Annotated in this window: 9 protein-coding genes and 1 pseudogene; 5 read left to right on the top strand and 5 right to left on the bottom strand. The window is 52.6% G+C overall.

Annotated elements, in window-relative coordinates; translation table 11 throughout:
• Positions 1-55: 55 nt before the first annotated feature.
• Together AC07P6_RS12090 and AC07P6_RS12085 are read right to left on the bottom strand one after the other, a co-directional pair.
• On the bottom strand, positions 56-1447 hold the full coding sequence (locus AC07P6_RS12090) for a carbohydrate porin (RefSeq protein ID WP_478316426.1): 1392 nt from the start codon (positions 1445-1447) through the stop codon (positions 56-58).
• Positions 1448-1551: 104 nt separating this feature from the next.
• Entirely contained in the window at positions 1552-2910 is a 1359-nt protein-coding gene (locus AC07P6_RS12085) for a glycoside-pentoside-hexuronide (GPH):cation symporter (protein ID WP_434662918.1), read from the bottom strand.
• A 467-nt stretch (positions 2911-3377) separates the two neighbouring features.
• On the opposite strand from AC07P6_RS12085, the gene AC07P6_RS12080 reads away from it, so the two are divergent.
• The 3 genes from AC07P6_RS12080 to AC07P6_RS12070 all read left to right on the top strand — a co-directional run bounded on the left by AC07P6_RS12080 (position 3378) and on the right by AC07P6_RS12070 (position 6963).
• Positions 3378-5126 carry an alpha,alpha-trehalase gene (locus AC07P6_RS12080; RefSeq protein WP_478316424.1) on the top strand — a complete coding sequence of 583 codons (1749 nt, stop codon included), beginning with the start codon at positions 3378-3380 and terminating at the stop codon, positions 5124-5126.
• 148 nt (positions 5127-5274) lie between these two features.
• The gene (locus AC07P6_RS12075; protein WP_478316422.1) at positions 5275-6126 is read left to right on the top strand and encodes a hypothetical protein; all 852 of its coding nucleotides are present in this window, start codon (positions 5275-5277) and stop codon (positions 6124-6126) included.
• A 15-nt stretch (positions 6127-6141) separates the two neighbouring features.
• On the top strand, positions 6142-6963 hold the full coding sequence (locus tag AC07P6_RS12070; protein WP_478316420.1) for a DUF2207 domain-containing protein: 822 nt from the start codon (positions 6142-6144) through the stop codon (positions 6961-6963).
• Between the two features lie 55 nt (positions 6964-7018).
• Here AC07P6_RS12070 and emtA read toward each other — a convergent pair whose 3' ends face one another.
• Positions 7019-7630, bottom strand: coding sequence for a membrane-bound lytic murein transglycosylase EmtA (emtA, locus tag AC07P6_RS12065; protein ID WP_478316418.1), 612 nt, complete (start codon positions 7628-7630; stop codon positions 7019-7021).
• A 95-nt stretch (positions 7631-7725) separates the two neighbouring features.
• Between emtA and ldcA the strand changes: the two genes are divergently transcribed.
• Positions 7726-8640: a muramoyltetrapeptide carboxypeptidase gene (ldcA, locus tag AC07P6_RS12060; RefSeq protein WP_478316416.1), complete on the top strand. Its 915-nt coding sequence runs from the start codon at positions 7726-7728 to the stop codon at positions 8638-8640.
• Between the two features lie 92 nt (positions 8641-8732).
• A pseudogene (locus tag AC07P6_RS12055) lies at positions 8733-10400 on the top strand (potassium/proton antiporter); the annotation flags it as partial.
• Positions 10401-10482: 82 nt separating this feature from the next.
• Here the strand turns inward: AC07P6_RS12055 and dadX are convergent.
• Positions 10483-11553, bottom strand: a complete 1071-nt coding sequence (gene dadX / locus AC07P6_RS12050; protein WP_304259865.1) for a catabolic alanine racemase DadX — start codon at positions 11551-11553, stop codon at positions 10483-10485.
• 12 nt (positions 11554-11565) lie between these two features.
• On the bottom strand, positions 11566-12864 hold the full coding sequence (locus AC07P6_RS12045) for a D-amino acid dehydrogenase (RefSeq protein WP_182239530.1): 1299 nt from the start codon (positions 12862-12864) through the stop codon (positions 11566-11568).
• Positions 12865-13052 lie beyond the last annotated feature (188 nt).

Here is a 13052-nt window from a genome sequence, read left to right as displayed (position 1 = left end):
GGGAGGCTAAATGGCATAATGAGCAGAGCCCGCAAAAATGCGGGCTCTGTTTTGATCAGAAGAAATATTTGAAGCGGAGACGGCCGCCGTAACGGGAGTCTTCATTACCGTCACCGTGGGTCGGATTGGACTCAATCCATGACGCGTAGGCACCCAGGTAGACGTTGAAGTTCTTCATATTCATGACGTTCGGGAACAGGTACGAAGCATGAATGGTGTGGATGTCGTAGTCGCCCGGATCGGAGATCCAGCAGTTATCATCGCAGTTAGCGGCAAAATTGGCGGTGTTAAAGCTTTCAATTTTGTTGTGCGCGTAAATATAACCAAGCTCAAAACCATGCCACAGTGAGTTCACGCCAGCGGTGAAGTCAGTTTCATCCTCAGCGTCCATATAAGCCACGTTGAGGTTAGTCACGACGCCATCTTCCGGATCGGTTTTTTGTCCGTTCCATGTCATCGTGTAGCCATAACCGGTACGGCTGGACTGGTCGACCCATTGGCCTTTAGCATTGTGATACCCGTAGGCATTGTTAACCACGTTGCTTTCCATCGCGATGGCCGTGGAGAAGCGCCCGCTTTTCCACGCAATAACCGGGCGCAAATAGGCAACGTTTTTCTCATTTTCCAGATCGGTACCGTGATACTGCTCGTCCTGGAACAGCGTACTGCCATTTTCCAACAAAGTATTGAGTTCGAAATACCAGTTATCAACGGTTTTGCTCATCAGGAAGTTGCCGCCGCTGCTGCTACGACCGCGCCCTTCTTTCATCATGTAGATATAGCCGTAACCGTCGCTGTAGAGATCGTTGGCGGTGTTGCCAGAGTATTCAACAAAGGTATCCTGATTCAGCGGGAACATATCGTAGGCCTCAAAGCGCCCCACCTTCACCTTCCAGTCATTCTCCTGGCCAAAGAAGAAGACCGCATCATCAAGATTCATTTTGCCGGTCAGATCGGCCAGCGGCTGGACGGAAAAACCGGCAAAATTGCCGTTATCCATTTTGCGCATTCCGTCAAAACCCAACAGCAGACGACCGTTGATATCCCAGCGCTCGTTATTACCCGGTGCCCAGTCTTTATTGGCGGAGGTTTTTACCGAAGTCAGGCTACCGCTGCTGCTGGCGCCGTCCATATTGAATTCCACATCGCCATAAAACTTAATATCGCCATAACCGGATAGCGTCAGTTTGGTCGGTTCAGTCCCCGGAGCGACAGGCTCCGCTGATTCTACCTTCACTGTCGGGGCATTTTTCGCCGCGACGGCCTGCTGCTGCGTTAGCGTCTGGATCTGAGCTTCCGCATCCGCAGCGCGTTGTTCAGCGTTAATTAATCTTTGCTCGAGCTGAGCAAGGCGTTTATTAATATCTTCGGAGGGACTATTTTTTGCTGCCATTACGCCAGTGGAAAATACGGCACTAATAACCAGAGCTAGATATTTCACTTTCATTATTACCATCCCTAATTTCGTTATTGTTTATTTCTTTCATCCTGGGCATAGCAGGGGCTATGTAGAAAATAATCTATATAACCCCTAAACCTGCTTTTGTATTATCAGGATTCTGCGAAAGTTCCGTTTTTCAAATCATCAACAATGCCATTCATTTTATTTTCGGTTAAGCCATAGAACCGAATGGATACTGCGGTAAGAACATAAAACACGGAGGGAACAAGGGTAAACAACAGCATCACGCCCTGCACGGCTGAAGCCGACTGCACTGCGGTATTAGCGGCATAATGGTAGTAAGCCAGCACCCAGCCGAGGATTGCGCCACCTACGGCCACGCCCAGTTTGATAACAAAAATATTGGCCGCGACGTTCATCCCGGTAATACGGCGCTGGGTTTTCCATTCGCCATAGTTATTGACATCGGTGATCATGGACCACTGCAACGCACCGTTACCACCCTGAATGATGGAAATCAGAATATGTACGCCAAGCACCAGAATCCAATATTGCACTGGAACCATAAAGCACACTACGCCCAACGCAGCAGTAATCAGGTTAACCCAGAAGGAAAATTTAATTTTGCAATAACGCGTACCGAACGGTTTTGCCAGCACAGAACCCAGCATTGAGGCAAACATCCCGCCGAGCATAAATATCGTTATCACATCAGCGCCTTTATTCAGCACGCTATTGACGTAATACACTACCGCACCACCGCGAATCACCACGGCAACCAGCATCATAAAGTTGTAGACCGAAAGAATACGCCACTGATCGTTACGGAAGAGAATTTTGACGTCACGAGTAATATTCAGATTCTCTTCTTTAATCGGCTGAACGCGTTCCTTGGTGGTCGCGAAGCAGATAATAAACATCAGACAACCGATAACACCGAATAACGCCATGGAGACCTGAATCCCGGTAGCACGGTCGCCCGGATAAAGAAAGTCAGCCAGCGGCAGGATAAATGCGGTACCCAGCGCACCACCAATTGGGGTGATGGCAAAACGCCAGGATTGCAGGGAGAGACTTTCACGCGGATCGGAAGTCAACGCGGCGCCCAGCGAGCAGTAAGGAATATTAATGGCCGTATACATCAACGTCATAAATATATATGCCGCTACCGCATAAACCACTTTGCCTGAATCGGAGAAAGATGGAATGGAGTAAACCAGTACGCAGCTCACCGCAAATGGGACGCAAATAGCCAGCAGCCACGGACGGAAACGCCCCCAGCGGGTTGAGGTGGCATCCGCAATGGCCCCCATAATCGGATCGGTAATCGCATCCAGCAGACGGACCAGCAAAAACATCGTCCCCATAACGGCGGGCGGTAGACCATAAATATCGGTATAAAAGTAGGCCAGGATGGCCACGGATGAGTCAAACACGATATGACTTGCCGCGTCCCCCAGGCTATAACCTACTTTTTCTCTGACTGAAATTTTGTCGCCAGCAGACATACACCACTCCTTTATGCAAAAGATGAAACCGGTTTCTGTAATGTCTGCATTTTTCACTTATCTGGAGTACTGATGCCATTATGTTTTTTTATAAATTATTTATGTTTTTTTATTTATGTGATCCTGTCAGGCGTCAACGGTATTAATGCGCGGATTTTTGTTTGTCAGATCACATGTTTTAATCCGTGGCAGCTTATTTTTGAGTAAAAGGGCTGAGGTTATAAAAACCCCCATATAAGAATGCCATAGTGCTTGTCTATTTATTTTTCTTACTAGTGGATTACGTTTTTTATCAATTTTCTATATTCACCAAAATAATGTTTCCATCATTGATGGCAGGTCTACGGTAAATAGTCTGTTTTGGCGCAAAATGTTACCTCCGACACGCGCAGCGGCGGATATTCGTCTAAGGTTTTCTGATAACCGAATGCAGTGGCGCAAAGTCTACATGATAAGGAGAACCATCAATGAAGTGTTCTGTTTCCCATCGCCCCGCAACCCTGCCTTATGTTCTACGTCTGGCACTCGGCGGCGCGCTCTTCACCCTGGCGACGTTGACGGTACAGGCTGAAGAGCCTCGTCCAACCCCGCAATCACCGGACGTTCTGCTTGGCCCGCTGTTTAACGATGTGCAAAGCGCTAAACTCTTCTCCGACCAGAAAACCTTCGCCGATGCCGTCCCTAACAGCGACCCGTTGATGATCCTTGCTGATTACCGCATGCAGAAGAATCAGACCAGCTTCGACTTACGCCACTTCGTCGAACTCAACTTTACCCTGCCAGGAGAGAGCGACCAGTACGTGCCGCCAAAGGGGCAGACGTTACGCCAGCATATTGACGGGCTGTGGCCGGTGCTCACCCGCAGTACCGTGGAAGTGGAAAAATGGGATTCGCTGCTGCCGCTGCCAAAACCTTATGTCGTTCCCGGCGGACGCTTTCGCGAGGTCTACTACTGGGATAGCTATTTCACCATGCTTGGCCTGGCGGAGAGCGGGCACTGGGATAAAATCGAAGATATGGTCACCAACTTCGCCGCTGAAATTGACGCCTGGGGCCATATCCCCAACGGCAACCGAACCTACTATCTGAGCCGCTCGCAGCCGCCGTTTTTCTCGTTTATGGTTGAACTACTGGCGACACATGATGGTGACGAGGCGCTTAAAAAATGGCTGCCCCAGATGGAGAAAGAGTACCAGTACTGGATGGATGGCGCGCAGGCGCTTGAGCCCGGCGGCGCGCACAAGCGCGTGGTGCGCATGGCTGATGGCGCGCTGCTAAACCGCTACTGGGATGATAACGACACCCCTCGCCCGGAATCCTGGCTGGATGATGTCACGACCGCCAAAAATAACCCTAACCGTCCGGCGACTGAGATCTATCGCGATCTGCGTTCTGCCGCAGCTTCCGGCTGGGATTTCAGCTCCCGCTGGATGGATAATCCTCAGCAGCTTGGCACCATCCGCACCACGAGCATCGTTCCGGTCGATTTGAACTCATTGATGTTCCATATGGAAAAAACCATCGCTCGCGCCAGTAAAGCGGCGGGAGACAACGCAAAAGCCGCGCAGTTTGACGCCTTAGCCAACGCCCGGCAGAAAGCGCTGGAACAATACCTGTGGAATGATAAAGAGGGCTGGTACGCTGATTACGATCTGAAAAGTCATAAGGTACGCAATCAGCTGACCGCTGCGGCGCTATTCCCGCTGTACGTCAACGCCGCCTCCAGCGAACGCGCGGCGAAAGTCGCCGCCGCTACGGAAGCCCGCTTGCTCAAACCTGGCGGCATAACGACCACCACCGTGAACAGCGGCCAGCAGTGGGATGCGCCGAACGGCTGGGCACCGCTTCAGTGGGTCGCCGCTGAGGGCCTGCAAAAATATGGTCAGGAGAAAATAGCCATGGAGGTGAGTTGGCGTTTCCTGAGCAACGTTCAGCACACCTACGACAGCAAGCAGAAGCTGGTTGAAAAGTATGATGTCAGCTCGACGGGTACCGGCGGCGGCGGTGGCGAATATCCATTACAGGACGGCTTTGGCTGGACCAACGGCGTCACGCTGAAGATGCTGGATCTGCTGTGCCCGAAAGAGAAACCGTGTGACTCCGTTCCCACTACGCGCCCGGCGGCAAATGACGACGTCGGTCAGGCGGCAAACAGTATGACTCAGCCCGCAGCGAATGAACCGGCTACGCCAGAGGATAAAAAAGCCACACAATAAACCTTCGCGCGGCGGGCCTCCGTCGCGCATCTTCCTTTAGAGTATTTCCGCTGTTATCTTTTTACGGGTATCTTGAGCACCATACCACTCTGGCTACCGGGAAGGATCTCCCGAAAAATCATGTCATGACTGGCACAAGGAATAAAAAGTGAAAACAGCCGTCAGTTTTATCTCCGATTTACATCCATTATCCTTTATGGGCTATTACGTTTTATCCACCACGGTGATATATATCCTGGTAAATATCATTATCAAGATGGCTCGCCCTTGTGAGAAAGGCACTCCGGTACCGCCCCCCTATTCCATTCCTCCCTCTTTTTTAGCCTGGCTGCATAATAAAGGCACCAGCGTTATTCAGTTGGCGATGTTCAGGCTATTAAGAAAAAACTACGTCGCTATTATTCACTCCGCCCAGGGTATCGAGCTATGCGCAAATCAGCAGTACGCCGAGAACAAAATGACCTGTGTAGAAAAAATACTCTTTGATCATTTTTCTACGCCAAAACCCAGCGACAAGGATTTACCCATAACCCTCTACGTCGCCGAGAAAAATCACTGGTCTGAAGATACCCGCTGCGCAGACCTGATGCTAAGCCCCACGCAACAAACGTGGAACACGCTGCTGATTGCCGTTCCTTCGATTTTTTTAATCGCCACCTTAGCCTGGAAAACGTTGTTCGATAATGACGCTCTGCTGAATTCCAGCGTATTCAGCTGGCTTGTAATGTTTGTCTGCTCGGGTCTGTGGTGGTTATTCATGTTATTTATCACGCTGAATCTCACTAGCCTGGACCGGGAAGGAATCTCCATTAATCTTCTTCGCGGTTATGTAGAAAAGTTAAAGGATAAGCTCATCACTGACGCAGAGGAGATAACGGACGAAACAGCCGACTATTGCGTCGCCATCGGCAAAACCAACCTGCTCCCCGAGAGATATCGCGAATACCAGGAAATCATCAGGTCGGTAAATTATCCTTTTTCTGTGCAACGGCTCGATTAACCAAAGGGGAATATCGTGTGGGATTTTATTATGCATATGCATCCTCTGGCATTTCTCGGCTGTTTCGTTGTTATCATTCCGGTCATTTATTTTCTTATAGGGATTATTATCATTCTTACGCGGCCTGCGGCTAAAACTCAACTGAACGTTACCGATATCGACCCGTGGTTATTGGCGTGGATTGATGGTGAAGGGACAAGGGTGATTCATCTGGCAATGTTTAGCTTATTATATAAAAAATATCTGTGGAGCCCAGAGGCCGCGCTGGTTTTAGCCAATGGCCGCTATGCCTCCTGCGAAATGAACGTTATAGAAAGAATATTATTTGACCATTTCGAGGTACGAAAACCGTGTCACGAAGATCTGCCCTCCAGCCTCAGCATCGCCAGAATCAACATCTGGCAGGAACACATACGCAACGCAGGTATAGCCATAAGCCCGCTACGCCGCTGGTGTAATGTGCTGATGATCGGCATTCCTTCGATTACCCTGGGAGCAATATTAGTTTGTAGGGTGCTTATCTATCACAACATCGCCGACAGCATCTTTAGTTGGTTGTTAATGCTTATAGGCTGTTCGCTGTGGTTGCCATTATGGATAAGCACCATATGGGAGCAAAACCGTCTGGATTTCAACGGTATCTCTCATAATGCCGCCCATGCCTGCATTGATGCTTTACGAGCAAAACTCGCGGGCAATGGGGATGAAATGGATGACGCCACGGCCATGCTCTATGTTGCGGTAAACGGCGTGGACTCCCTTCCTGAGCACTATCGGGAATATAAAGAGTTGATTGGGCCGATAAGCGATATCACTTCGCTTCACACAGAGGATTAGGTTGCCTGAAGAGTTTACCCCGCAGGACGCAATACCTGCGGGGGGAAAGGATATCTTACATCGCGTCCAGCGCTTTCTGTAACTTCCAGATATAGCGCGGGGCCTGCGGGGCTGGATGTTTCTTCGCTACGTGCTCAAAAAAATCATCGGCATCCATATCGTTAATGTCATCAATCGCATCCTGGCGATTAGACGAGAACGTGCGCAGCAGCGCGCCCGCGCCGTTGGCATAGGAAACCACCACCGCATAACGCATCACCTGAGGGTCCTTAATACCGGCCAGCGGACCGTTTTCAAGGATGCTCAGATAAGCGGCGCCCATGGAAATATTGCGCTCAGGATTTTTCAGCTCGCTCACCGAAGGATCGCCGCTCCAGCCCATGCGCCGGTAGACGTCGCGACCGGATGTCGAAGGTTTAAGTTGCATCAGGCCAACCGCGCCCGATTTGCTGACCACCGTCGGGTTGCCACCGGACTCAATGGCGATGATTGCGGTAATCAGCTGCGGGTCAACGCCCCACGCCGCACCGGCTTTTTCACTGATTGGCATCCACTGCGTCGCCCGCTTAACCGGGACTTCCGCGTTCCACGGCGGATTACGATAATCATGTTTCGAGCTACAACCGGCCAACAAGACCACTAAAAAAACACACCATCTCAATTTCACACATCTATCCTTATTGGCTGAAGTTTGCCGCCTGAAGATGACAATAAACGCTCCAGGCGGCATGATAACCCTTTCATTCTTAGCAAGGAATTGTCATGTCTCAGTTTTATCTCATCGCTCCTTCCGGTTATTGCATCAATCAGGAGGCGGCGAACCGCGGCGTTCAACGTCTGCAGGAGGCCGGACATCAGGTCACGCACGAAGAGGTTATCCCTCGCCGGGCGCTGCGTTTCGCCGGAACTGAGAGTGAACGCCTTGCCGATATCAACCAGCTCGCCTCTCTCGACGGCAAAAACCGCATCGTGCTGGCGGTACGCGGTGGCTACGGCGCGACTCGCCTGCTGCCGCACATTGACTGGCCGGCGCTGGTCGCTCGCCAGCTGCAGGATCCTCTACTTATTTGCGGCCATAGCGATTTCACCGCCATTCAAATGGGCCTGCTGGCAAAGGGTAGCATAATCACTTTTAGCGGCCCGATGCTGGCCGGAAACTTTGGCGCTGAAACGCTTAATGAATTTACCGATCATCATTTCTGGCAGGCGTTGCATAATCCGGCGTTTACGCTTGAATGGCACGGCGATGGGCCGAGCTGTCGCGCCGACGGCACCCTATGGGGCGGTAATCTGGCGATGCTGACCTCGCTTATCGGTACGCCGTGGCTACCGCAAATTAGCGACGGCATTCTGGTCCTGGAGGATATTAACGAGCATCCGTTCCGCGTCGAAAGAATGCTGTTGCAGTTGCTCAATAGCGGCATTCTGGCGCGCCAGCGGGCGATTATTCTCGGCGGCTTTACCGGAGCAAACGCCAATGACTACGACGCCGGATATGACCTGCCGATGGTATACGACTACCTTCGCGCGCAGCTTAACATCCCTGTCATCAGCGGCCTGGATTTCGGCCATGAACAGCGTACCGTGACCCTACCGCTCGGTGCGCGGGCGCTGCTGGTGAACAACGCGTCCATCACCACGTTAACCATTAGCGGGCATCCGGTGCTGGCCGAATAAAAATTCCTCTAACGCATATCCTGATAAGCGTCAGATTGTTAAAATGGTGTAGTTTTTAATTAATCTTCACGCCAGTAAGGAGTACGTCAACATTGGACGCCGCTGCGGTCATTAGTCTGTTTATTCTGGGTTCTGTTTTAGTAACCTGTAGCATCTTATTAAGTTCCTTTTCCTCACGCCTCGGCATCCCCATTCTGGTTATCTTCTTAGCTATTGGGATGCTGGCAGGCGTTGACGGTATCGGCGGCATCCCGTTTGACAACTATCCTTTCGCCTATATGGTGAGCAACCTGGCGCTGGCGGTGATTCTGCTGGATGGCGGGATGCGCACCCAGGCCAGTTCCTTTCGCGTTGCTCTGTGGCCCGCGCTTTCACTCGCCACGGTGGGGGTATTAATAACCTCCGCCCTGACCGGCATGATGGCAGCCTGGCTATTCAACCTCAATCTGATTGAAGGAATGCTGATCGGCGCAATCGTCGGCTCGACCGACGCAGCGGCGGTATTCTCACTGCTTGGTGGCAAAGGCCTGAACGAACGCGTCGGCTCCACGCTGGAGATAGAGTCCGGCAGCAACGATCCGATGGCGGTGTTCCTGACCATTACTCTTATCGAAATGATTCAGCAGCACGAAACCGGCCTGAGCTGGATATTCGTGGTGCATATCGTGCAGCAGTTCGGACTGGGCATTGCCATTGGTCTCGGCGGCGGCTATCTGCTGCTACAGATGATCAACCGCATTGTGCTGCCTACCGGTCTTTACCCTCTGCTGGCGCTGAGCGGCGGGATCATGATTTTTGCTGTGACCACCTCACTGGACGGCAGCGGCATCCTCGCAGTGTATCTGTGCGGCTTCCTGCTGGGCAACCGACCGATTCGTAACCGCCACGGCATTCTGCAAAACTTTGATGGCCTGGCGTGGCTGGCGCAAATCGCCATGTTCCTTGTGCTTGGTCTGCTGGTGACACCGTCCGATCTCTGGCCCATCGCTATCCCGGCGCTGATCCTGTCGATGTGGATGATTTTTATCGCTCGACCGCTGTCGGTGTTTGCCGGTCTGCTGCCATTTCGCGGTTTTAATCTGCGCGAGCGCATTTTCATCAGCTGGGTCGGCCTGCGCGGCGCGGTGCCAATTATTCTCGCCGTCTTCCCGATGATGGCAGGACTGGAGAACGCGCGCTTGTTCTTCAACGTGGCCTTCTTCGTGGTGTTGGTATCGCTGCTGCTGCAGGGAACATCGTTATCGTGGGCGGCGAAAAAGGCCAAAGTGGTGGTGCCGCCGATTGGTTCGCCTATCTCCCGCGTCGGGCTGGATATTCACCCGGAGAATCCGTGGGAACAGTTCGTTTATCAGCTCAGCGCTGAGAAGTGGTGCATTGGTGCGGCCTTGCGCGATCTGCATATGCCACCGGAAACGCGCATTGCGGCATTGTTTCGCGACAACGTTCTGCTGCACCCCACCGGCAGCACGCGCCTGCTGGAAGGCGACATTCTCTGCGTAATCGGCCGCGAGCGCGATCTGCCCGCACTGGGTAAAATGTTTAGCCAGTCGCCGCCGGTGGCGCTCGATCAGCGTTTCTTCGGTGATTTCATTCTTGATGCCAACGCGAAGTTCGCCGATGTGGCGCAGATTTACGGCATTGACGGCGGCGAAGAGTTCCGCGACCAGCAGCAGTCGCTAGGCGACGTTGTCCAGCATCTATTAGGCGCAGCACCGGTTGTCGGCGATCAGGTGGAGTTTGCCGGGATGGTGTGGACGGTGGCGGAAAAAGAGGAAGATCACGTCCTGAGAGTCGGCGTTCGGATGGCGGAAGATGAGGCGGAGTGATCCGCCTCACATTAAGTTACACTGTCACAACCGGCACTCGCGGCGCAAGAGCGCACATGAGTTCATAACCGACGGTGCCGCTGGTCGCAGCGACATCGTCAATTTTAATCTCTTTACCCCACAATTCGACCGGTGTGCCAATCCCCGCCTGCGGGCAAGGGGTTAAATCCACCGCCAGCATATCCATCGATATTCGCCCTACCGTTGTCGTGCGTATGCCGTCAACCAGCACTGGGGTACCGCTCGGCGCTAAACGGGGATAACCATCGGCATATCCGCAGGCCACGATGCCAATTCGCTGCTCCTGCGTAGTCCTGTAAATGCCGCCATATCCCACCGCTTCACCGGGTTTCAGATTCTGCACGCCGATAATCTCGCTGCTTAACGTCATCACCGGCTTCAGCCCGGTATTAGCCACATCCTGCCACAGACCGGAAGGCGAAGCGCCATAGAGCACAATCCCCGGTCTGACCCAGTTAAAATGCGACTCCGGATGCCACAGGGTTGCCGCTGAGTTGGCCAGCGATCGCGGGCAATCCAGCCCTTCGGCAGCCTGCTCAATGCGCCGCATCGGCTCCACAATTCCATGCGGATTTTCCGCTTCGGCAAAGTGCGACATCAGCGTCATTTCACTGACGTTCTTGAGCCCCCGTAGCTGCTGCCAGACGATTTGCAGACGGTCCGGCATAAAGCCCAGCCGATTCATGCCGCTATTAACCTTGACGTAAATATCAAGCGGCGCGTGGAGTTTTGCTTGCTGTAGCGCTTTTATTTGCCAGTTACTGTGCACGCTGGTCGTCAGGCGGTATTTATCAAACAGCGCCAGTTCATCAGCATGGAAGAAACCCTCCAGCATCAGTATCGGCCCTTTCCAGCCCAGTTCACGCAGCAGGATCGCCTCTTCCAGATTTAACATGGCGAAACCGTCTGCCGCGCTTAACGCATTCCAGACCCTCGCCAGACCGTGGCCATATGCATTCGCTTTAACGACCGCCCACAGGCGCGAGCCGGGTGCCGCGCGGCGAACAATTTGCTGATTTTGTCGTAAGGCTGACATATCAATGCTGGCCTTGACTGGACGGGACATGAAAGCTCCTTGTTAATTGTGAACACCGTGCAGATGTTGAGCGCGAGTCGGGATAAAACCACGGCCGTAGCGGGCAACGGCAAGATCATCATACGGGATCGCTGGAGTACGCCCGGAAATCAGATCGCTAATCAACTGTCCGGAACCGCAAGCCATCGTCCAGCCCAGAGTACCGTGCCCGGTGTTCAACCACAGATTTTTATACGCTGTGCGACCGACCACTGGCGTACCATCTGGGGTCATTGGGCGCAGCCCGGTCCAGAATGTCGCTTGTTCAACGTGTCCACCGCGCGGGAACAGATCGCGTACCACCATCTCCAACGTTTCACGCCTGGGCTGCAACAGCTCTTTATTAAAACCGACAATCTCCGCCATCCCGCCGACGCGAATACGATTATCAAAGCGGGTGATGGCGATTTTGTAAGTTTCATCAAGGATAGTCGATACCGGCGCGCCGTCTTCATGTGCAATTGGAATCGTTAGTGAATAGCCTTTCAGCGGATAAACCGGAATATCCACCAGCCCTTTCAGCATCGCCGTTGAATATGAACCCATAGCCATGACGTAAGCGTCGGCTTTGATGATTTCAGCTCCGCACTTCACACCGGAGATTTGCTCTCCTTCATATAACAGAGCATCTACTGAAGTATTAAACCGGAAAGTCACGCCCGCCTGCTCAGCCATCAACGCCAGACGCGTGGTAAAGAGCTGGCAGTCACCCGTTTCATCATTCGGTAAGCGCAAACCGCCGGTCAGCTTGTGGCTCACTTCAGCCAGTGCCGGTTCAACTTCCAGCAGTCGATTCGCTTCCAGCAGTTGATAAGGCACCCCCGCATCCTGCAGTACCGCGATATCACGGGTGGCATTTTCGAACTGTTTGTCGGTACGAAAAAGCTGGAGGGTGCCGCCCTGACGGCCTTCATACTGGATTCCGGTGCTTTCGCGCAGCGCTTTCAGGCAGTCGCGACTATATTCCGCCAGCCGTACCATGCGCCCTTTATTTTCCATGTAGTGACGAGTGTCGCAGTTGCGCAGCATCTGCCACATCCATTTCAACTGGAACTGGGTGCCATCCAGACCGATGGCCAGAGGAGCGTGTTTCTGGAACATCCATTTAATCGCCTTCAGCGGCACGCCTGGTGCCGCCCACGGTGCGGCATAGCCCGGAGAGATCTGTCCGGCGTTAGCAGCGCTGGTCTCTTCAGCGGGACCCGGTTGGCGGTCGATAACCGTCACCTGATGTCCTGCCTGGCTTAAATACCATGCACTCGCGACCCCAACCACCCCACTTCCCAGTATGACGATTCGCATAGCGACTCCGTAATAGTTAAAGAACAATCATCTGATTACAAATTGATAACTCAGATGAAAATATTATTCAACATACGCTTTATTTATGGTGACTTATCTCACACGACGCCGCGCGATACCTGACACCAATGTTTTACTATCTCCTGCTACGCTTCATTTTTCCGCAGAATAAAATTCTGATTAAAGTG

It is taken from the genome of Klebsiella sp. GFKo11 (assembly GCF_056490265.1).
Note: the sequence above shows the minus strand (reverse complement) of the source record. Positions and strands in the feature narration are given on the sequence as shown.